Here is a 21543-nt window from a genome sequence, read left to right on the forward strand (position 1 = left end):
TGCTTACACCCTTTCAGCGATCAGATTAGAAAACAGGTTTTTCCATTCCTTCAGTTTTTCTTCTTGTTGAAGCAGTGTACGCTCGGATTCAATTTGATCTACAGCCTGTCTTAAAATATGCTGGCGAAGGCCTTCTGCTTCCTGGTCGACCCAAGTGTCCGCCCATTCGCCGAGTTCCGCTTTTTCCTTGTCCAAATACTTTAAAGCATCCGGCTCCATTAAAGCCTGCAAAGCGTCACGAAGTTTTTCTTTTTCGTTTTTCTCGAAAAAGCTTCGGTTGTTTTTATAATAAGATTTTACCGACGAATAATCGCTGCCGGTAAATGGCCGGTCCACTTCAACCGCTGCTGTTTCTTCCACTTCATAAGGCGTGAATGAGAAATCAGGATTCATCTCGCGCAATTTGGCGGTATCTTCTTTAAAACGCGCCGCAATCTTTTTCTCGATAAACTGCGATAACCGGAAGTTCGTCACACGCAGTTCCTGCTGGAAATCAAATGCGGTCATATCTGCAATTTCCTGCAGCGCCGTATCAAGCGCTTGCTGCGCCGGCTTATTTGAAAAGACCGAAGGATTGAATGCTTCTTTAAAGAAGTCATTAAAGCGGTAGAACACCCGCTGATTCACATAATACAGCAATTCGTCGAGTTCTTGCAAAGCCTCTCGGGACAAGATGGCCGCCGGCGATGTACTGAACAGAATGCGCAGCTGCTGTTCAAGCCGCTTCAGTTCTTCCAGCCGTTCGTCTTTGCGCAGCAAGTTCCTCTCGGTCTGCGCAATCAGCGCGCGGAACCGGTCAACCGTTTTTTGCTCTTCTTCTGCAAGCGACTGGACGGCCATCCCTTTCAATTCATCTTTCAAAAAGTGCTGAAACGCCGTTTCAAATTCCGGCATACCGGAGGTTTCGCGGTCACGAAGCGCCATTAAACTTGAAACGCCGTACAATCTTGGGAAACGGATGCCAAAGCGCAGCAATTCATCCTGCACATATTGGACGACCGCCTCTTTTTCCTGTTCGTTGTTCGCCAAATCGATCGCGTTGACGACAAAGAACATTTTGTCCATTTCGAAGGCATCCTTCACCCGGCCGAGTTGAATCAAAAATTCCCGGTCAGCACGGGCGAACGCGTGATTGTAATACGTGATAAACAAAATCGCATCGGCATTCCGGATGTATTCGAACGCAACATTCGTATGGCGCGCATTGATGGAATCCGCTCCCGGTGTATCGACAAGCGTCACGCCGCTGCGCGTCAGTTCACAATCGTAGTAGAAATCGATTTCGTCGACAAAGCAGCTTCGTTCTTCTTTTGCTACGTATAACCCGAATTCTTCCCGGTCCGTCCGAATCGTTTTGCCGAGTTCATTTTTAAAATGCGGATAGCCTTTTCGGAAGGCGTTAATGAACGATTTGTGCACTTGCTGCTCGGTTTCTTCGTTTACCGGCAGGTTGGCCGATTTGTCATAAGCCTCTTCCAGTGAGCTGACGGCAATGCCAAGCACCTGAAATGAATTTTGGACGTCTTCTGTCATTTGCGAGACGGTTTTTAGCCGGACATCCGCAGTTTCATGCGGATGGTCTTTGCTGACAGGACGGATCCGGTTGATTGTCGCCGTTGTCGGATTTGGGGAAACCGGCAACACCGTTTCGCCCATTAACGCATTGGAAAATGACGATTTCCCGGCGCTGAATGCCCCGAATAAGGCAATCGTAAATTCCTGGTTTTCGAGTCTTGCCGCTTTGCGCTTCAAGTACTCAGCCGTTTCGGCAAATCCTTTAATCGGCTCGAGCATGTTTGCTGTCCCTTTTGCCCGCTCCACTACAGCCTGTTCATCAAACTCTGCATATGCCGGCACGTCAGCCAGTCCACGCGCTTCAGACTGTACAGCTTTCTGCGGTTCAAGCATGCTTGGATCAAATTCCACCATATCTTCTACATCAAGCTGGAAGCTTTCGTTCCACTTTTGGACGCGTTCTTCTGCCGCTTGTTTTTGTTTGGGCAGCATCGCGGAAAAGGCTCTTTTCACTTTCTCGGTAAGTTCATCCATTTCCTCGAGTGTGCGGATTGCCAGCAACTTCTGGTTTAACCCTTCTGCTTTCATGTCCATTTCTGTTGCCACATCGTCAGAGAGGCTGTTGAATTTTTCTTCCTGTGCATTTTTCCAGGCTTCAGTTTCCCGGATAAACCATCTTTGGACAGCCGTTGAGATGCTGTTTGCAAAGTTCAGCACAGCATCCGCTGTATTGGAAGCTCCCCGCGGCACTTGGTCTTCTACAAGTGACATGGGCACATCGAATACCATTTCATCTATGGCAAGCGATTCTGTGTCGGTTAATTTTCCCGCATCTTTCAGGGAAGTCTTCATCAATTTCTTTAAATGAGCGGTGATTTGAGAAGCCACCACAACGGACAAGCGGTCCTTCACTTCTGTTTTCCGTACTTCCCGTTCTTCCTGCGTTTTTTTAGCACTGAACAAAAGCCCCACTTTAAAATTCGGCTGCACCGACTCCAAGTAATTGGTCAATGCGTTGCGCAATTCATAAGGCATGATATTCGAGTTTTCCAGCAACTGCTTTCGGTTTTTCTCGAAACTTAATTTCCAATCTTCGTAATCCATGACAGATAAGCGTTTGGACACCGATTCACTTTCTTGCTTCAGCTCTTCGCGCATTGCCCATTCTTCTTCTGTTAAGACAGATGAAAAAGCCTGCAGGCGTTCCATTTTCTCATTTTCCAGAAATTGCAGATGTTCGTCTTTTAATTGCTGGAGCGCTGATTCTGCGGCGGCTCCTGCATGGCCTTGCCAGCCTTCCATAACGGAAGAAACCAGGCCTTTTACTTGTTCAAAATCGTTTCCGGGATGGCTGAAGTCTTTCAGGGACGTGAAAAAGATGCCTTTCGGGACAACGCCCCAAGCCGCAAACGAATCCTGGACCGATTGGCGGAAATCAGAAAAAGACAATTCGCTGTCCTGGTGTTTGTCAATTTGATTAACGATCAAGTACAGCTCTGTGTATTTTTGCAGTTCTTTCGTAAAATTGAAATTCAGTTCAGACTGGACATGATTATAGTCCATGACGTAAAACACCATATCCGCAACATGAAGCGCTGACTCTGTGGACATCCGGTGGGCATCATCCGTCGAATCGACGCCTGGCGTGTCCATCACCGTAATCCCTTCCGGCAGCACCGATTCTTTATGGCCAATGTCGATCTGTGTCACTTCACCGCTTTTGCAAAACGCTTTGACCGCTTCAAAATCGTAGTTTTCCGGAAAGTAAACCGGTTTTTGGTCTTTCAAATTCACAATGGCAAAATCGGCATCCGCTTTATGGACATTGACAATATTGGCGCTTGTCGGAATCGGGCTCGATGGCAGCAGTGTTTCTCCGGTCAATGCATTGATCATGGAAGATTTTCCGGAAGAAAAATGGCCGGCGAATCCAATGATGAAATTGTTTTTCAAGATTTTTTTGGCGAACAGTTCTGCTTTTGCAGCCCGTTCGGTATCTTCGTTTTCCTCAAAAATTTGGTACAGCCTTGCCGTCTCGATTAAACCTTCTTTATGTTCTAATGCCGTCATGTTGCAAAACTCCTTCATCAAATACTGCTACTATCATATCATTTTTTATGCCCGAATATAAAAAAGGATTTGTCCCAAAAATAATTTGGAACAAATCCTTTGCAGCGAAGCTAGCGGAGAGAGGGAGAGACTGAAACAGGAACATTATAATTGTCCTGCGTTTTCATAGAAGCCAGTCCCTCTATTGCTTTCAGGAAAAACCGTGAATGGCCATGCCGCCGTCCACAAACAAAGTTTGCCCGGTAATATAGCTTGCCGCATCAGAAGCCAAAAAGACGACCGGCGTCGCCACTTCCGGCAATTCACCAACCCGCTTCATCGGCGTGACCGCCAGGATGGAATCCAAATACTCTTGGTCATTCAATAGCTTCTCTGTCAGCGGCGTTCTGAAATACCAAGGGCCGATGGCATTGACACGGATATTCTTCGGCCCCCACTCCATCGCCATCACTTTTGTCATCTGGATGATCGCCGCTTTGGACGCCGCATAGACGACTCCCGTTTTCAGCGCGCGCTCCCCGCCGACTGAACTGATGTTGACAATCGAACCGCCGCCGTCCATCTTCTTCGCTACTTCCTGCGAGAACATGAACACGCTATGCGCATTCGTGTCCATGATTTTATGCCACTCGCTGTCTGTGGCATCCATCAGCGACGAGCGAATGTTCATGCCGGCGTTATTGACCAGGATGTCAATCGCACCGAATTGTTCGACCGTTTTTTCCACCACGTTTTGAATTTGCTCTCTCGCAGTAATATCCGCAACAGTGTAAGACGTCCGGCTGTTGCCGATTTCTTTTTGCACTTCCACTAAATCGCTTTCGGTGCGGGCGACAAGCATGACATTCGCTCCCGCTTCCGCAACTGCCAACGCGATTGCCTTGCCGATCCCTTTACCTGCTCCGGTAACAATCGCCGTTTTGCCTTCGAGACTAAAAGATTTCAACATTAAGTATCCCCTCCTTCTTTTATTATAATCAAAATTGGCAGTCAATTGGTGCTGGATTTTCTCGAGTTGGGCATATTTCAAAGAAAGCAGGGCGAAAAAGACTGAGCTTGGGCGCATGCGAATCAAAGTTGGGCATAAGCTGGCTATCACGCAGCTTCCCACTTAGACCACAGCATAAAAAAGGCGATAAAAGCACTTAGCTTTTATCGCCTTTCCAGTTTAATTCAATTGATAGATTTTGGAATACTTCTCTTCCAAATAGCCCGCCAGATGGTCGGCGTTCAAGCCTTCACCGGTTGCATCCTGCAGGATTTCGAGCGGTTTTTTTACAGCGCCGTGCTGGTGAACCTTTTCGGTCAGCCATTCACGGATCGGCGCAACGTTTCCGGCTTCCAGCAATTCATCGTAATTCGGCAAATCTTTCAGCATGGCATTTTTGAATTGAGCCGCATACATATAACCGAGTGCATAGGAAGGGAAATAGCCGAAACTTGCGCCTGCCCAGTGGACATCCTGCAGCACGCCTTCTGCGTCATTTGACGGGCGGATTCCCAAATACTCTTCGTATTTATCGTTCCAAAGCTGCGGCAGGTCTTTCACAGCAATATCGCCGTTGAACAAGCCTTTTTCCAGTTCGTAGCGGATCATGATGTGAAGCGCATATGTCAGTTCGTCCGCTTCAATGCGGATGAGCGATGGCTTCGACTCGTTGATGGCGCGCCAGTAATCGGCTACATCCACACCCTCAAACTGGCCTGCAGCATATTCTTTCAGCAAACCGAAGTTGTTGCTCCAGAACTTGTCGTTGCGTCCAACAAAGTTTTCGAAAAACAGCGACTGCGATTCGTGGATCCCCATGGAAGAACCGGTCTCTACCGGCAAGCCGGACAATTTTTCACTGAGGTTCTGTTCGTATAGCGCATGTCCGCATTCGTGGATGGTGCCGAATACGGCGGTGCGGAAATCTTTTTCGTCGTATTTTGTCGTCACCCGGATATCGTGCCGGTTGATGGTGGTCATGAACGGATGAACCGTTTCATCCAAACGGCCCGCTTCAAAGTCATAGCCCAATTGCTCAAGAATTTGGAAGCTGAAATCACGCTGGGCTTCTTTTGGGAAATGGCCGAACAAAAAACCGGTTTCCGGCTTGTGCTCCGAATCGGCAATTTTTTGGACAAGGGCAATGATGCGTCCACGCAGAGTGCCAAAAACTTCATCCAGGATTTCCGTCGTCATGCCGGGTTCGTATTGATCCAGTAGCGTGTTGTAAGCACTGCCGTTCTTCTCGCCCCAATAGCCGATCATTTTCTTCGTCGTTGAGACCAATTTTTCCAAATAAGGCTCGAACATGGAGAAATCACTTGCAGCTTTGGCATCTTCCCAGACAGATTCTGCTTTGGACTGCAGCACAACAAATTCCCGGTATTCTTCTGGTGGAATTTTCTTGCTTAAATCGTATTCTTTGCGGGCTTCTTCGACGGAACGGCGAACCACCACATCCATGCCGTCTTTCTCCGCTTCCAATGACGTGAGCAGCTCGCCGAATGTGTCCGAAGTCGACAGTGCAAACAACTCCGACGACAAGGTTCCGATCGTTTCTGAACGCAAATCGATGCCTTTTTTCGGCGCTCCGGTGCGAAGATCCCAATACAATAATGAAAGTGCTTCCTGATAAGCGCGCATCTTGCCGACGTGCTCGGTGAATTGTTGTTCCAATGTCATGTAAATCCCTCCAAAACAGACTTTAAGCCCATTGTAGCATAAGTCTTTAGAGGGATTAAAAGTTTTCTGCAGGGACCGGCAAAATCTGGCCCCAAAGATGCTCAATCACCAGTTCCTCTTCATTCAGCAACAAGTGAATTTCTCCGTAATCGTTGGAAGTCCGAATCAAGCGGCCGATGCCTTGCTGAATCCGCAGCTGCATAAACGGCAAGTCGATTTCCTCCAGCGGATTGGCACTGAATTTGCGCTTCGCTTCAAAGACCGGATCTTTCGGCGGAAACGGCAAATCGACGATGATGACTTTTGTCAACGCTTCGCCAGGCAGATCCAGTCCTTCCCATAAGTGGTACGAGCACAGCACTTGGAATTTGCCTTCCTGGAATTCTTTTACGACCGTCGACAACTCGCGGTCGCCTTCAAATCCAATGGTGTATTGGTGGTCCAGCGGCAGCGAACGCTTGAAATTGTCCATATCCATTTTTGATTTGAACAACACGAGCGTCTGGTCGCCGGTTGAGAACAAATCATAGACACGGCCGAATTTGTCTTGCTGCTCGATCGGGTGCTTGAACACTTTCATCACATCTTCGTAGTCGAACGGAGACGGAACAGAGAACGATTGGAAATCGTCAATGCCTAAGCTGTCCGCAATATAAGTGAAATCTTTTTGGACAGATAAAGTAGCCGATGAAAAGATGATCGGCACTTTGCCGTCAAAGAATTTTTCATCCAAAATATCGGTCACAAGGCGTGGCATGATGACCAAAGTTTCAATCTCATCCTTCACTTCCAGCCAGTTGATGGCATCGCCTTCTTCGACAAACAGTTTCATGGCAAAGGTATACAGGTCGAAATATTCTTCTGCAAGTTTTAGATCGTATTCCGGAATGGTGTACAATTCGCCTTCAAAAACAAATTCCTCCAGCAAATCGTCAATTTTCCGCACCGTTTCCCGGCCGATCAACAACAGCTCATCGGTTTTTCGGATGCCTTTACGGTCTTCATCAGAAGCGATGGTGCTTTTGCGGAGTTCACGGAAAAACTCATTGTGCAAGTCGATTACCTGCTCGATCAAGCCCAAAGTTTTCTCGCGTACACCGTCAACCATGACGCGTTCGGTTACGTGCAATAATGTCATTTCCTGTACTTCGTACGTCAAGGCGCGTTGAGCCGCAAATTCCAGCAGATGCCCTTCGTCCAATACCGCAAGCGAGTAATCCGGAAGCAAAGGCGTCTGCCCTTCACGGATGCGCGTTTCTTTTGTCCAAATATGCTCCATCAAAAAGTCGTGCGAACAGATCACCAAGTCTGTTGCTTTGCGGTAATGGTTGCGGTGAATCGTCTGGCCGCATTTATTGCGCAGTTCACATGCCTGGCAGTTCTGGATGGGGTGGTAATTCACTTGCTGCCATTCTTCGTCCGTCACTTCAGGGTAGCTGGAACGTTCACCATATGGATAGGTATTTTGCATGGAGAAGGTTTTGTTGACGAATTCCGGCAGGCTGTCTTCAATATCATAAAGGAAATCCGCATCAAGCCGTTTCTGAGCCCCTTCAAAGCGCTGCAGGCAAAGATACTGGTCGCGCGATTTGGCCAATCGGACATCCAGTTTCAAATCAAAGAGGTCGTTTAAGCGGTCGATATCGCCGCCTTTTTTCACCAGCTGCTCAATCAAGGTTTCATCAGCGCAGGAAATCAAAGCCGGCTTTCCCGTGTAGCGGGCATAGGCAATCGCCGGCAATAAATATGCCAAGGTTTTCCCTGTGCCGACGCCTGCTTCCGCAAACAGCACCGACTTTTCTTTTAGCGCCTGTTCAATCTGAAAAGCCATGAAAATTTGCTCATCCCGCAAATCAAATCCCTTTTCGGGCAGTTCGTCGTAAAAGATATCCCCAATCCAATCGTTCAGCGACTCAAAAAAAGTTTTTTCTTTATCTAACGGAAATGGTATAGGCTGTCTCATAAGTCCTCCTCACAGAGAAACGGAAGAGCTTCTCGCTCTTCCGTTCTCGAGTCATTTATTTTTTGGCCGTTCTCCCCAGAATTGGAACAAATCTGTGCGAATGAAACCGTTGAATAATTTTCGTTTTTTCGTGGCTGGCTGGCCATAGATCGTTTCAAACTTCTCCATGGACGACAAGATGTAGATCGACCATGTCGGATGTTTGGAGAAAATGCGCCCCATATCGCTAATCATTTGTTCTATGACTTCCACTTCGCCGATGCGCTCTCCGTATGGCGGGTTACCGACAACGACGCCGTTTTCTTCATGCGTCACAAAGTCTTTCATCTGGCGCTGCTGAAATTGGATCAAATCTGCAAACCCGGCTTCCCGTGCGTTTTCTTGTGCAATTTTCACCATGCGGTGGTCGATATCCGTACCGAGGATATTCAAAGGCTGGTCGTAATTCGCCAATTCCTCTGCTTCAGCCCGTACATCGTCCCAAATCTGCTGTTTCATCCATGGCCATTCTTCTGCATCGAAATCACGGTTATAGCCCGGTGCAATATTCTGGCCGATCATCGCCGCTTCAATCGGAATCGTCCCGGAACCGCAGAACGGATCCACAAACGGCCGGTCCGGCGTCCAGCGGGATAGTTTTACCAAAGCGGCCGCTAAGGTTTCTTTCAACGGCGCTTCCCCTTGGTCCAGGCGGTAGCCGCGTTTATGCAGGCCGGCGCCGCTAGTATCGATCGACAATTGAACTTTGTCTTTCAAAATGGAAACTTCAATTTTAAAACGGGCACCCGATTCATCCAGGAAGGAGTTTCGGTGATATGCTTTTTTCAGGCGTTCCACAATCGCTTTTTTGACAATCGACTGGCAATCCGGCACGCTGTACAATTTCGATTTTACTGATTTTCCCTGCACGGGGAAATTGGCATCAACCGGAAGGAATTTCTCCCATTCAATCGCTTTTGTGCGTTCAAACAATTCATCAAACGTATACGCATTAAACTCCCCAGCGATGATTTTCACACGGTCCGCTGTGCGCAGCCAAAGGTTGGCTTTTGCAATGTCACGCTCGTCTCCTTCGAAAAACACTTTGCCGTTTTCTGTTTGTGTTTCGTATCCAAGTTCTTTCACTTCATCCGCTACAATCGACTCGAGGCCCATCGCAGCAGTGGCGAGCAATTTAAATTTAGTCATAACGACGCCCTTTCCTGTTGCTAGTTGTTTCAATTTTTTATATAAAAAAGTTCCTTTTAAGGCAAGTTAAGGTTTTTCCAATTATAAGTAGAAAAGCTCTCCTGAGAGGAGAGCCTTTGATAGCAATTTAAAGCCAAGAGAAATTCTATAAGCCATGTTTTGTTTCCACGTACTCAAACGGCTTGCACCTCGTACTAGTGGACGGCAACCATCTATCTGCATGCCAAAAGCTTGCCTCTTCATCCGTTCAATTCCTTCAGAAAAGTGCCCCTACCATAATTTGGGTTTCTCACTCGCGGGGTTTACCTCGTTCCACCTGCATAATTTCTTATGCAGCTCCGTCACTGTGGCACCTTCAGGGTATTTCGGCCATATCCGAAGACTTAGGCGTTCTACCCGCCGTCAGCTGTTAAGCTGCCTTAGCTTATTGTTTCGCTAAGCGCGATCACTACGGCCATCGCAGGTCCGTGTGAGCATGGACTTTCCTCTCCGGCAAGGAGCCGGAGCGATTGCCAGAATTTCCAATGGCTTATCAAGTATACGCTATTCCCGCAAATAATTCAACGGATTTAATTGTTATTCAGTTTGTTGCCGAATACATGGTTTTCCAAATGCGACAAACGGCGTAAAATATCGAAGTTTGTTGTGCCTGGAACCGGTGCTGCCTGTTTCCGCGGTGCTTCTTCCATTTCCGCACGCAGGCGTTTGTTTTCGTTTTGGAGCTGCTCGATTTTTTTCGTGAAGATTTCATAGTCTTGAATGATTTCATCCAGGAAATGATCTACTTCATCCTGGTTGTAACCGCGCATTCCTGTTTTAAAATCTCTTTCCAAGATGTCTTTTGCTGTGTATTTATTGTCCATTTTTATCGTCCTTCCATCAGGTAAAACTGAAATTAGTGAGGATTCCCTATCTCTCTAATTGCCCGCTGAACCATTCGAACTTGTTAGGCAATCCATACTGCCCGTTAATCTGGGATAAAAAACCCTTCCTAACGCCAATTATAGCATATGGCACATTTTTCGTGTTTAGTTCTTGGCAAGTTGGGCATGTTTTTTCTGCTTTTTTTCATCAAGGCGGAACAGCCGCTTTTGGATATCCAGCACGAGTGAAGTCCGGACTTTCGTATGTTCGCTCGCTTGTTTTGCAAATCCCGCCATTGTGATGGCTTTGTCCAAATCACCGAGCTGGTGTTCATATAATTTTGCTGCATGAATCCAAGCTTCGACTTCCACCGAGCCGCGCAAATGAGGCGCCGCCTCTTTAAACAGCTGAACTGCTTCGGCATACTGGCCGCTCCGTTTTTTCTGGATGGCCAAAAAATAACGGGCCATGGCAGCAGAACTGCCGCGTTCTCGTGTAACATGCTCCAAATATGTGGCACTTTGATCGAACTGCTTTAAATCGGCATACCATTTTCCGATATTGGTGTACGCGCCGCTGGTCTCGGAAACCAGATCTTCCCGCAGCAAGTCGGACGACAATACGTACAGCGAAACTAGCGACAAGATGTCCAATTCGTTGTGGAACAGCACTTTTGCCAGACCATCGGGGTAGCCGCTTTTCACGGCATCCAGATAAATCGGCGGAATCAAATAGCCCGGCACATCACCTTCCCGGACAAATCCCAGTTTTTCCGCTTCGATCGTGCTCAGCTTCATCCGTTCCAGTTCGTTTTTCCAGATTCGCTTGGTGCCATGGAACAAGTCGATTTGCAGCGGCACCGGCAATTTCGGCAGTACTTGGCGATGCATCGTCCACCTCGACATTAATTGCGGCCAGTCAAAACTTTTGCCGTTATATGAAAAGATGATCGGCTCCTCGTCCCACCATAAACCCGTTTCGTAAAGAAAAGCGGCTTCGTGGGAAGGGTCCGGCATAATGTATTGAGTCATTTCAAAATGGTCCTCTTTTTGGACCAACAAGCCGACCAGGAAAATATACGCACCTGTTCCGCTCAAGCCGGTCGTCTCCGTATCGAAAAACACAATCGGAGTTCCCGGCTTCAACTTGAACGGATGCTCAAAAGGCACTTGTTCCCAGGCCGACAGTACCCGGTTCAACTCGCCCAGCTCGACTTTGCCGTGCTGGTGCGTTAGGGGATAGCAGATTTTCTTTTCGTAGACAAAGCCGAATTTGTTTTCTTTCAGCTCGAGACCGATGTTGCTCCATTCTTTTTCGTAAAGCGGCCGTTCCGCCGCTTTTGGCGCCTGCTTTTTGGCCGGCTGTTTTTTCAGCATCCCTTTCATTTGCAATAACTTGCTTTCAAACGACATCGGCCCTTCACCCCCCTCTGCGAAGCTCATTCAACAGCTTGATGACATGGCTCTTCATGCTGACGGCCGCGTCTTGTGCACCGATGCACGACGGGCAGCCGTCGAGGCACGGACATTCCGAAATGTGCTGCTGTGCTTTATCGAGCAGCGGCTGCCACAGATCATAGATCCGTTCACTGATGCCGATGCCGCCGGGATACGAATCGTGGATGAAAAATGACGGCAGATCGTTATGGGTCGATTTCACTTGCGGCACAACATGCACATCCCGCCGGTCGCATTGCACAAAAATCGGAATGAATGATTCGATGGCATACGCCGCTCCGGTCATTGTATCCGACAATTCCGAGTCGCTGAAGCCTTCGGGTTTGGCAAAGCTCAGCCAGGTCGAAGAGGTATGCAGTTCTTCGGCAGGCAGTGAAATCGGTCCAGATCCGATATTGTCATGCGAATCGAATCGGATTTTCTTAAAAATCGTCGGCATCGCCAGCACTGCAATATCGCCGTACTGTACGTCTGCTTCATGCAATTTTTTCGTTTTGTCTTCGCTCATCACTTTGAGCTCGATTGCCAGGTTGGCGTCTGTAAAGTAATCGACGTCCACTTCCCGGACATATGCCTTTTTCTCTTCCCAGTCCAAAATCTCGACTTGGAACTGCGTGCCTTGGTGCAGGTAAATCGCTTCTTCGTGAAGTAAAGTCAAAGCGCTGAAACGGTCCATTTCACCGATGACGCGCGTATCCGCAGGGACAGACTGGTCGATAATAACGACGTTTTCCTGAGATGCCGAACGAAGTGAAATGTCATGCGCCGGAAAGCGGTCGCTCATCCAGTGCCAACGGTCAGAAGTCCGTACGAGCACGCCTTGCTCCTGCAAATATTCCAGCAATTCCTGAACGTCGAATTCGCCGTATTGATCGTCCGTTCTAAACGGCAATTCAAACGATGCACATTTTAAATGGTCCATTAAGATGATGATGTTTTCCGGGTGGATGCGCGCTTCTTCCGGCGACTGGTCAAGCAAGTATTCCGGGTGGTTGATGATGTACTGGTCCAGCGCAGTCGACTGGGCCACGTATACGACCAGCGATTCATCCTGCCTTCTGCCCGCCCGTCCGGCCTGCTGCCAGGCGCTTGCGATATTTCCCGGATAGCCCGTCATGATGCAGGCCTGCAGCTGTCCGATGTCAACGCCGAGTTCCAGAGCATTTGTCGAGACGACGCATTTGATGGTTCCATCGCGCAGCCCTTTTTCAATGGCCCGCCGCTCCGTCGGCAAATAGCCGCCGCGGTAGCCTTTGATCGAGTCGTCCTGCAGTTTGGTTTTGGTGATGGCCTGCAAATACGTGACCAGCATTTCCACCCGTACCCGGCTTTTTGCAAAGACGATTGTTTGGATGCCTTGTTTGACTAGATGGGTCGCCAAATCACGCACTTCGAGAACAGCGCTTCTGCGCACTCCGAACGTCGGATGGATAATCGGCGGATTATAGAAGACGATATGCTTTTTGCCGGCCGGCGCGCCGTTCTGGTCAATCAGTACATGTTCGGTATTCGTCAGGTTTTCCGCCAGTTCTTTCGGATTGGCGATTGTTGCAGACGTACAGATAAAAACCGGATTGCTGCCATAGAATTCACAGATGCGCTTTAAGCGGCGAATCACATGAGCCACATGTGTACCAAAAACGCCTTTATACGTATGAAGCTCATCAATCACTATATAATGAAGGTTTTCAAAAAGTGATACCCATTTCGTATGGTGCGGCAAGATAGCGGAATGCAGCATATCCGGGTTGGTCATGACAATCTGTCCGGCTTTTCTTACTTTCGTGCGGATGGACGGCGAGGTGTCGCCGTCGTAGGTGTAAGACAAAATATCCTGCTCGGTTTTCTCGATTAAATCATGCAAATCACTTTTCTGATCCTGGGCAAGCGCTTTGGTCGGAAACAAATACAAAGCCCTTGCGCCCGGATCGTTCAAGATTTTATGGAGCACCGGCAAGTGGTAGCAGTATGATTTGCCGGAAGCAGTCGGTGTAACGGCTGTAAATGATTTGCCGTTTTCCGCCAGATCAAACGCTTCCCGCTGGTGCGTGTACAGCTGTTCAATGCCTTTTTTGCGCAGTGCCGCTTTCAGGCTGTCGTGCATGGCAGGCGGAAAATCAGCATAGGCTGCCGGCTTTTCTTTGATTGTGTGCCAGTGTTCAATCCGCTCCATCATGTCCGGTTCGGTTTTCCACTCATTCAAAAGTTCAGGAAGCTTCTTTTTTCGGATCATGATTCTTCGCTCTTTTCATCGATTGCCAGCATAAAGGTCTGCAGCGTGTACTGCGCCGCCTGAATGGTCTGGATAAAGCGCTTTTTGCTCGTTTCTTTGTAAAAACTTTGCACAAAAAACTGGGCCATCCCTTCTGCCGCATTATCGATCTGTGGTTTGTGTACATATTTCGGCCGTTCTTGCTGAATATATAAAAGCGATTCTTTTTGCCATTCATTTATCTTGCCGTGCCAATAATCTGCGTATGGTTTTACCTCTTTATAAAAATCCGGAACCGCATCGCGCTCACGCATATCGTAGAAACGGTCCAGGCATTTTCCGCATTCATCATATAATACGGAAGAGAGTTCTCTTACTGTCATATAGCGTCCCTCCATTGCCATAAGTTTATCATATTAGCGAAAACCGTACGAATATTACTGTACGCTTCCGGTTGCGGCAATATTCGTTGTGTTTTCGCCAAAAGCAGATTGCTATTTTTTCAACCAACTAAAAAACAAGACTCCCTGTCGAACAGATATTCTTTTCATTTGGCATAAGTTTGTGAATCGGCTATCATTAGACTAGCAAATTTGAAACTTTTTAACTTATTCATCGTCTTAGTGCTTGTGATATGATAAGGTAAGCGAGGTGTATCACAAAATGGCAATTAATTATCCAAATGGCAAGAAGTTTGTTCCTCCAAAAGAAAAGCCGGTGAAAGCAAAAAAAAAGGATTTTTCTTTCAGCAACCGGGGCAAAACGCTTGAGGATGAATTAAACGAAACCAACGATTATTATCTGCAATTGGGTCTTGCAGTTATCCACAAAAAACCCGTCCCCGTCCAGATTGTTAAAGTCGAGTATCCATCCAGAAGCGCCGCCGTCATACGGGAAGCGTATTTCCGGGCTCCGTCCACTACGGATTACAACGGCGTCTGGAACGGCAGATATGTCGATTTTGAAGCGAAAGAGACTGAAAACAAAACGTCTTTTCCTTTGAAAAACATCCATGACCACCAAATCCACCATATGTCTCAAGTGGTGAAGCATCAAGGATTGGCATTTTTAATTATCCGTTTTTCTTCGCTTGAGCGTTATTTCATTATGCGCTTCGAAGCGTTGGAAGTATTTTGGAACCGGATGATCACCGGTGGCAGGAAATCGATTTCCTTGGAGGAAATTGAAGACAGCTCAGTCGAAATCATGCCTGGAGCCTTTCCGCGCATCGATTACTTGCCTGTGCTGCAAAATCTGTAAAAGAAAGCATATTTAGAAAGTGAGGAACCGATTGTGAGCGAAAAACCCCTTTCACGCGAACAGCGTAGAAAAGCAATCGAACAACAGAAAAAAGCAAGCAAAAAACAAGCCCCGAAAAAACCGAAGAAAGCGTCAGGCGGCGTCAGCTGGTTCAAACGCATTTTATTGGCTGTCGTGGCGATAGGCGTATTCGTCCTGCTATGCGGGATCGGCTTATTTGCGTTTTACGCCAGCAGCGCCCCTGAACTTGACGAGGAATTGCTGCGCGACCCGATCAGCCCGACCTTTATCGCGGCTGACGGCGAAACGGAAATTCCCTATATAACGGCTGAAAACCGGACGCACGTGGACTACAAGGATATTCCAAAAGTGATGGAAGACGCTATTCTTGCTACGGAAGACAACCGCTTCTACGAGCACTCCGGAATTGACGTGATCCGCCTCGGCGGTGCCGTCATCGCCAACATCACCGGAGGGTTTGGTTCGCAGGGTGCAAGTACCATTACCCAGCAAGTGATCAAAAACTCTTTCCTGTCAAATGACAAAACCTTGAAACGGAAAGCCCAGGAAGCCTATCTTGCTTTCAAACTTGAACGTGCATATACAAAAGAAGAAATCTTCGAAATGTATTTCAACAAAATTTTGATGTCCGGCAACACTTACGGGTTCGGAACCGCTGCTGAAACGTTTTACGGCAAGCCGGTCAGCGAACTCGAATTGCATGAAGCAGCCCTTCTTGCAGGGATGCCGCAAAGCCCGAACGGCTACAACCCGTTCAAAAATCCGGAACGTGCTGAAAAAAGACGCAATGTCGTTTTAAGCCTGATGGACCAGCACGGCAAAATTACAACAGCTGAGAAAGAGCAAGCGCAAGCAGCATCCGTCACGGATTCTCTTGTTCCCGAAAACCAGCGCGCTGCCACTGTCGACAACGGCGAATATACAGCGTTCATGGAAATGGTTGAAGACGAATTGGATTCCCTTGAAGGCGATTATGCGTTGGATGATGGCTTGACCATTTACACGACGCTTGATCCTTCTGTCCAAAAAACAGTAAACGAAACCATGTCGTCTGAATTGTTCTTCGACGACAAAGTGCAGTCTGGCTTGACTGTCGTGGATACAAAAACAGGTGCAATCCGGGCAATCGGAGCTGGCCGTGATTACAGCGGAGATGTCCGCATCAATTATGCAACAGCGAAAGACCGTGCTGTCGGTTCGACAATCAAGCCTTTGATCGATTATGGCCCAGCCATCGAATACTTGGACTGGTCGACAGGCGAAACAATTGTGGATGAGCCTTATTCTTACGAAAGCGGCCAGAAAATCCGCAACGTCGACGGCGATTTCCTTGGAACGATGACTATCCGGGAAGCACTTTACCGCTCCCGCAACATTCCGGCAGTAAAAACGCTCCAGGAAGTCGGAACTGAAAATGCAGCCAAGTTCACGAAAAAAATTGGCCTTGATCTCGAAAACGTCTATGAATCCACTGCCTTAAGTGCAGACAATATTTCAACAGTCGAAATGGCCGGTGCATTTGCCGCATTCGGCAATGGCGGTGTCTACACAAAACCGCATACGATTACGAAAATCGTTTTCCGCGACGGCACGACTGAACAAGTGGTGAAACCGGAATCGGTTCCGGCAATGAAAGACAGCACGGCTTACATGGTAACCGATATGCTGAGAGATGTAGTCGATCCGAATCTCCGTGGGTCAACCGGCAAGGAAGCAGCCATCAGCGGCTTGGATCTTGCTGGGAAAACCGGGACATCGAACTACACGGAAAAAGAATTGAACGAGTATGGCCTGGATGCTTCTTCTGCACCGGATATCTGGTTTGCAGGATATTCACCTAAATACTCAATTTCCGTCTGGAGCGGTTATCCGACAAGAAAAGTCGGCATCGACACAGCGTCAAATGAACGCCTGATTTCCCAGCGCATCTTTAAAGAGGTTATGCTCGGCATTTCAAGCAACTCCGGACAATTCGAAAAACCGGATTCTGTCGTCGAACTTCAAGTCGAGGCAGGAAGTTCCCCTCTGAAACTGGCAAGCGCTTATACGCCTTACAGTTTAAGAAGAACGGAATTATTTGTCCGCGGCTCAGAACCGAACCAAGTTTCACAACGATATGTCAAAGAAGACCTGGATACCCCATCCGGACTGCGTGCAAGTGTCGACGGAGATACAGCCAACTTGTCATGGAATTACGATGACACAGATGGCGTTGCTTTTAGAGTGACTGTCGAAGTCGATGGCAACCGTTCGACGCTTGATACTACCAGCAGCCAAAGCTATTCATACAGTGGGCTTGAAGCCGGCAAAACTTATACGTTCCGGGTAACGGCGGTCAGCAACAACGATGCCAGTGACCCTGCTTCTGTAAGAGTTTCGATTGCGGCTCCTGAAGAGCCGGAAGAAGAACCGGCCGAGGAACCAGCTGAAGAGCCTGCTGAACCGGAAGAGCCGGTTGAAGAACCGGCTGAAGAAGTGCCTGCTGAAGAGCCAACCGAACCGGAAGAACAGGCTGATGATGAAGAACAACCGGAACAACCGGCCGATGACGAAGGCAATGGCAACGGTGAAAACGAAGGCAATGGCAATGAAGGTAACGGAAATGGAAACGGTAATGGAAATGGAAATGGAAACGGCAACGAAGGCGGCGGAAATGGCAATGGAAATGGAAACGGCGAAGGCGGCGAAACTCCTCCTGCTGATGGCGGTGAAGGCGACGCCAACCCTGCTTCTGTGACACCCGCTGACGAAACCGAACAACCACAACCGTAAAACACAAAAAGCGCAACTGCACTCAGCAGTTGCGCTTTTTTCAACTTCAGGCGAGTTGATCGAAAACGGCTCGAAGTTGCTCGTATATTCAAGAAAGTTGCCCGTAAGTCGAGTGTAGTTGCTCGTATCCTTATGCATACAAAAAAGCCGGAGGCCTGCAACAGGCATCCGGCTTTTACTGTTCATTTCTTTTTAATTGAATCCGTTTCGATGCAATCCCTTTTTTCATTTCGGAAAACAATTCATCCAACTGGCGAAAAGCAGCAAAATTGGTAGGACGCTGTTCAACAAACGCTAAGCGTTCCGGACCATTTAATGGAGTAATTTCAAAATCGCAATGTGCTAATAATTGCTTATATAATTTAATTCCGTTTAGCAATTCCTGCCGGCCGGTCCCATCGCGGTTCCGAAATGAGGATTCAATCGTTACTTTCAGGCTGTCCCAACCGTTGAAAAAAGGTTCGACCGCTTCTTTAGTTAACTTCTGTGACAATTTCACGTTTGACCAACCCTTTTTTATCCCGCTTTTTGCCTTCACGGCAGCGGTCAAATAGCGGACAAATATGGCATCCGGGATTCTGGGCTTTGCAATGGTAGCGGCCGAAGAAAATAATTTGGTGATGGGTTTTCGACCAATTTTCTGCCGGCGTCTTTTTCATAATCGTTTCTTCCACTTGCAGCGGCGAGTCTTTCCAGCCATTCATTCCCAGGCGTTTCGCGACGCGTTCTACGTGGGTATCCACAGCTAACGCCGGTATGCCGAAAGCGACAGATACAACCACATTGGCGGTTTTGCGGCCGACTCCAGGAAGCGTCATCAGCAAATCGCGGTCTGCCGGCACCGTACTGCCGTATTGGTCGATCAAGATCCGGCTGAGCGCCTGGATATTTTTTGCTTTGTTGCGGAACAAGCCAATCGAGCGGATGTCTTGCTGCAGTTCTTCGAGCGGCACGGAAATATAGTCTTCCGGCGTATGGTATTTTTGAAAAAGCGCCGCTGTGACTTTGTTGACCAATTTATCGGTGCATTGTGCTGAAAGCAAGGTTGCAATCAGCAAATCAAACGGATTGCGGTGAACTAATTCACAATGTGCATCCGGGAACATATTATCCATTTCTTCCAAGCATAATTGCCATTCTTTTTTGGACATCATAAGGGTCACCTTCTAATTCCGGTCCTCCAGCCAATTGTAGAATTGCACTTTTTTCGTATTGCTTGCTGTCGGCTGAAGCTGGATATTTTTCTCTCTGAACGAAGTGGCATGGCGTGATACTTCTGTTGATGTTTTGATGTTTTTCTTTTTCCATTCAAACAGGATGCGGTCTACGTATCGCAGGCTGATTTTCTGCGAAATCACGGCTTCTTTTAACGCCATCCGTATAATGGCTGGCGTGTGGCCGTCTTGGTCCATCCACATTGAAATGGTTTCGATTTCCATCGGCGATAAAAAGCGGCCGAATTCCTGTTCAAACAGCTGGAAAACTTCGCCTTCCAATGCTTTTTGGGAATTTTCTTTTTCTGCGTGCTGTTCTTTATATACGCAGTCCAATAAACGGTCCCAAAGCGGTTGAAGGGAAATCTTTTCAGTCAAAATTTCGTTTTCCTTTTCTTGCTCAATGGCCAGATAGCCTTGCTGCATCAATTTCTGCAGCATGGTTGTTACGCTTTTTTGCGTCGTCATCATGCGTGCCCCGATTTCATCCGGTGTCGGAAACGGGTTGCCTGCCTGTTGGAACGCCTGTACATGCATGATCAGCATGGCTTCTTCATCCGTTATTTTCAACTCTTTATAAAAGCGAAAAAAGAGCTGGGAAATGTGAACATTCCCCTGCTCGATCCAGGTTTGCAATCGATTCGGCTGTTTCATATCCCAACCACCTTTCTATTGTTAATTTCTTTAGTTGTCTAAAATCCAGTGTCTAGAAGTGATCAGGTGCTTTCGCTTTTTTTCATTGTAAAGCTCTCTTGCAAAAAACGCCAATCGGTTGCGCGGCAAAAAGCGCCGCTTCACCAATCGGTCTTATGCCTGTCGAAGCTGAACGGCTCTTTCCGCTTTTCTTGTCTAGCTGCAAGAGCTAGCTTCTCGGGTCATAAGCCCACTCGGCTGTGCGGCAAAAAACGCCGCTTCGCCAATCGGTCAAAACCCTTATTGCTCCTGCAGCACTATGTGCTTCGTCGCAAAGATACGGACCAAACTGCTTTTGGTCCATATCTTGCCTGTCTAATCTGAACGGCCGCTTTCGCTTTTCTTTGTTACGGATACAAACGGTTCAATAAACGTGGGAATGGAATCGATTCTCTGACGTGTTCCGCTCCGCTGATCCAGGCAACCGTACGCTCAAGCCCAAGGCCGAATCCGGAATGCGGCACTGCTCCGTATTTGCTTAAATCCAAATACCAGGCGTAAGCACTTTCGTCGAGGCCGTGTTCCTGAATGCGCTGTTTCATTAAATCGTAATCGTGGATGCGTTCAGATCCGCCGATGATTTCTCCATAGCCTTCCGGAGCGATCAAGTCTGCACATAATACAACGTCATCGCGTTCCGGATGCGGCTGCATATAGAACGGTTTGATGCCAATCGGATAGTTTACGATGAAGACCGGCATATCGTAGCTTTCAGCAATAGCCGTTTCATGCGGCGCTCCAAAATCGTCGCCCCATTTAATGTCGTCAAAGCCTTTGTCATTCAACCATTTGATGGCATCGTCATATGTAATGCGCGGGAATGGTGCTTTGATGTTTTCAAGTTTCGATGTATCGCGTCCAAGGCGCTCCAATTCCAGTTTGCAGTTTTTCAAGACCGACTGGACCAGATGTGCAACATATTGTTCCTGTACTTCCAAGCTTTCCGCATGTTCAGTGAAAGCCATTTCCGGTTCGATCATCCAGAATTCAATCAAGTGGCGGCGGGTTTTTGATTTTTCCGCACGGAAAGTCGGGCCGAAAGAAAATACTTTTCCTAGAGCCATTGCTGCTGCTTCCATATACAGTTGGCCGGATTGTGAAAGGTATGCATCTTCGTCAAAGTATTTTGTTGCGAATAGTTCTGAAGTGCCTTCAGGCGCAGAGCCGGTCAAAATCGGCGGATCCACTTTGACGAATCCGTTGTCGTTGTAGAATTCATATGTTGCACGGATGATTTCGTTGCGGATTTTCATGATGGCGTGCTGTTTGCGTGAACGCAGCCACAAATGGCGGTTGTCCATCAAGAATTCCGTTCCGTGTTCTTTTGGCGTGATCGGGTAATCTTTCGCTTCATGGATTACTTCAATCCCTGTAACAGCCAGCTCGTAGCCAAAAGTAGAACGCGAGTCTTCTTTAACTTCACCGGTAACATAAAGCGAAGTTTCCTGCGTCAATGATTTGGCAGTGGCAAATAACTCGTCGCCCACTTCAGCTTTTACGACAACCGCCTGTACAAAGCCGGAGCCGTCACGCAATTGCAAGAAAGCGATTTTCCCGCTTGAACGCTTGTTGGAAACCCAAGCGCCTAATTTAACTGTTTGTCCATTATATTGAGCCATTTCGGCAATAGTAATCTTTTTCAT

The 21543-nt window shown here is 47.8% G+C and carries 15 protein-coding genes and 1 other RNA gene; 2 read left to right on the forward strand and 14 right to left on the reverse strand.

The genetic code is table 11. The features are described from left to right. Positions 1 to 3 precede the first annotated feature (3 nt). The 10 genes from QWY22_RS11705 to QWY22_RS11750 form a co-directional block, all read right to left on the reverse strand. Positions 4 to 3585 (reverse strand): dynamin family protein, encoded by a 3582-nt coding sequence (locus tag QWY22_RS11705; RefSeq protein WP_300981050.1) that lies wholly within the window; start codon positions 3583 to 3585, stop codon positions 4 to 6. A 190-nt stretch (positions 3586 to 3775) separates the two neighbouring features. After that, positions 3776 to 4534 (reverse strand): SDR family NAD(P)-dependent oxidoreductase, encoded by a 759-nt coding sequence (locus QWY22_RS11710; protein ID WP_300981052.1) that lies wholly within the window; start codon positions 4532 to 4534, stop codon positions 3776 to 3778. A gap of 219 nt (positions 4535 to 4753) precedes the next feature. Further along, positions 4754 to 6256, reverse strand: coding sequence for a carboxypeptidase M32 (locus tag QWY22_RS11715; RefSeq protein ID WP_300981053.1), 1503 nt, complete (start codon positions 6254 to 6256; stop codon positions 4754 to 4756). Positions 6257 to 6311: 55 nt separating this feature from the next. Then, the gene (locus tag QWY22_RS11720) at positions 6312 to 8219 is read right to left on the reverse strand and encodes an ATP-dependent DNA helicase (RefSeq protein WP_300981055.1); all 1908 of its coding nucleotides are present in this window, start codon (positions 8217 to 8219) and stop codon (positions 6312 to 6314) included. Between the two features lie 51 nt (positions 8220 to 8270). Next, positions 8271 to 9407 carry a THUMP domain-containing class I SAM-dependent RNA methyltransferase gene (locus tag QWY22_RS11725; RefSeq protein WP_300981056.1) on the reverse strand — a complete coding sequence of 379 codons (1137 nt, stop codon included), beginning with the start codon at positions 9405 to 9407 and terminating at the stop codon, positions 8271 to 8273. A gap of 143 nt (positions 9408 to 9550) precedes the next feature. Next, an RNA gene (rnpB, locus tag QWY22_RS11730) (RNase P RNA component class B) lies at positions 9551 to 9928 on the reverse strand. A 48-nt stretch (positions 9929 to 9976) separates the two neighbouring features. Continuing rightward, positions 9977 to 10270 (reverse strand): cell division regulator GpsB, encoded by a 294-nt coding sequence (gpsB, locus tag QWY22_RS11735; RefSeq protein WP_300981057.1) that lies wholly within the window; start codon positions 10268 to 10270, stop codon positions 9977 to 9979. 165 nt (positions 10271 to 10435) lie between these two features. Next, a complete protein-coding gene (locus tag QWY22_RS11740) occupies positions 10436 to 11683 on the reverse strand; it encodes a ribonuclease H-like domain-containing protein (RefSeq protein ID WP_300981059.1) in 1248 nt (415 codons plus the stop codon). A 7-nt stretch (positions 11684 to 11690) separates the two neighbouring features. Beyond that, positions 11691 to 13961: a DEAD/DEAH box helicase gene (locus QWY22_RS11745; RefSeq protein ID WP_300981060.1), complete on the reverse strand. Its 2271-nt coding sequence runs from the start codon at positions 13959 to 13961 to the stop codon at positions 11691 to 11693. After that, positions 13958 to 14323: a YppE family protein gene (locus QWY22_RS11750; RefSeq protein WP_300981061.1), complete on the reverse strand. Its 366-nt coding sequence runs from the start codon at positions 14321 to 14323 to the stop codon at positions 13958 to 13960. Before QWY22_RS11750 ends, QWY22_RS11745 begins: the two co-directional genes overlap by 4 nt. Positions 14324 to 14603: 280 nt before the next feature. Between QWY22_RS11750 and recU the strand changes: the two genes are divergently transcribed. After that, positions 14604 to 15200, forward strand: a complete 597-nt coding sequence (gene recU, locus QWY22_RS11755; RefSeq protein WP_300981062.1) for a Holliday junction resolvase RecU — start codon at positions 14604 to 14606, stop codon at positions 15198 to 15200. Between the two features lie 33 nt (positions 15201 to 15233). Continuing rightward, a complete protein-coding gene (locus QWY22_RS11760; RefSeq protein ID WP_300981063.1) occupies positions 15234 to 17993 on the forward strand; it encodes a penicillin-binding protein 1A in 2760 nt (919 codons plus the stop codon). Between the two features lie 175 nt (positions 17994 to 18168). On the opposite strand, the gene QWY22_RS11765 is transcribed toward QWY22_RS11760, so the two are convergent. The 4 genes from QWY22_RS11765 to asnS form a co-directional block, all read right to left on the reverse strand. Beyond that, positions 18169 to 18492, reverse strand: coding sequence for a YpoC family protein (locus QWY22_RS11765; protein WP_300981064.1), 324 nt, complete (start codon positions 18490 to 18492; stop codon positions 18169 to 18171). Further along, the gene (gene nth / locus QWY22_RS11770) at positions 18467 to 19147 is read right to left on the reverse strand and encodes an endonuclease III (RefSeq protein WP_300981065.1); all 681 of its coding nucleotides are present in this window, start codon (positions 19145 to 19147) and stop codon (positions 18467 to 18469) included. Before nth ends, QWY22_RS11765 begins: the two co-directional genes overlap by 26 nt. A 12-nt stretch (positions 19148 to 19159) precedes the next feature. Next, entirely contained in the window at positions 19160 to 19861 is a 702-nt protein-coding gene (locus tag QWY22_RS11775) for a DnaD domain-containing protein (RefSeq protein ID WP_300981066.1), read from the reverse strand. A 386-nt stretch (positions 19862 to 20247) separates the two neighbouring features. Further along, positions 20248 to 21543 carry an asparagine--tRNA ligase gene (gene asnS / locus QWY22_RS11780; protein ID WP_300981067.1) on the reverse strand — a complete coding sequence of 432 codons (1296 nt, stop codon included), beginning with the start codon at positions 21541 to 21543 and terminating at the stop codon, positions 20248 to 20250.

It is taken from the genome of Planococcus liqunii, from assembly GCF_030413595.1.
In the GTDB taxonomy this organism is placed as follows: Bacteria; Bacillota; Bacilli; order Bacillales_A; family Planococcaceae; genus Planococcus; species Planococcus liqunii.

Excerpts from the sequence above, each read along its gene's own strand:
- QWY22_RS11705 (WP_300981050.1), bottom strand. The coding sequence starts at position 3,585 with ATGACGGCATTAGAACATAAAGAAGGTTTAATCGAGACGGCAAGGCTG.
- QWY22_RS11710 (WP_300981052.1), bottom strand. The coding sequence starts at position 4,534 with ATGTTGAAATCTTTTAGTCTCGAAGGCAAAACGGCGATTGTTACCGGA.
- QWY22_RS11715 (WP_300981053.1), bottom strand. The coding sequence starts at position 6,256 with ATGACATTGGAACAACAATTCACCGAGCACGTCGGCAAGATGCGCGCT.
- QWY22_RS11720 (WP_300981055.1), bottom strand. The coding sequence starts at position 8,219 with ATGAGACAGCCTATACCATTTCCGTTAGATAAAGAAAAAACTTTTTTT.
- QWY22_RS11725 (WP_300981056.1), bottom strand. The coding sequence starts at position 9,407 with ATGACTAAATTTAAATTGCTCGCCACTGCTGCGATGGGCCTCGAGTCG.
- gpsB (WP_300981057.1), bottom strand. The coding sequence starts at position 10,270 with ATGGACAATAAATACACAGCAAAAGACATCTTGGAAAGAGATTTTAAA.
- QWY22_RS11740 (WP_300981059.1), bottom strand. The coding sequence starts at position 11,683 with ATGTCGTTTGAAAGCAAGTTATTGCAAATGAAAGGGATGCTGAAAAAA.
- QWY22_RS11745 (WP_300981060.1), bottom strand. The coding sequence starts at position 13,961 with ATGATCCGAAAAAAGAAGCTTCCTGAACTTTTGAATGAGTGGAAAACC.
- QWY22_RS11750 (WP_300981061.1), bottom strand. The coding sequence starts at position 14,323 with ATGACAGTAAGAGAACTCTCTTCCGTATTATATGATGAATGCGGAAAA.
- recU (WP_300981062.1), top strand. The coding sequence starts at position 14,604 with ATGGCAATTAATTATCCAAATGGCAAGAAGTTTGTTCCTCCAAAAGAA.
- nth (WP_300981065.1), bottom strand. The coding sequence starts at position 19,147 with ATGATGTCCAAAAAAGAATGGCAATTATGCTTGGAAGAAATGGATAAT.
- QWY22_RS11775 (WP_300981066.1), bottom strand. The coding sequence starts at position 19,861 with ATGAAACAGCCGAATCGATTGCAAACCTGGATCGAGCAGGGGAATGTT.
- asnS (WP_300981067.1), bottom strand. The coding sequence starts at position 21,543 with ATGAAAAAGATTACTATTGCCGAAATGGCTCAATATAATGGACAAACA.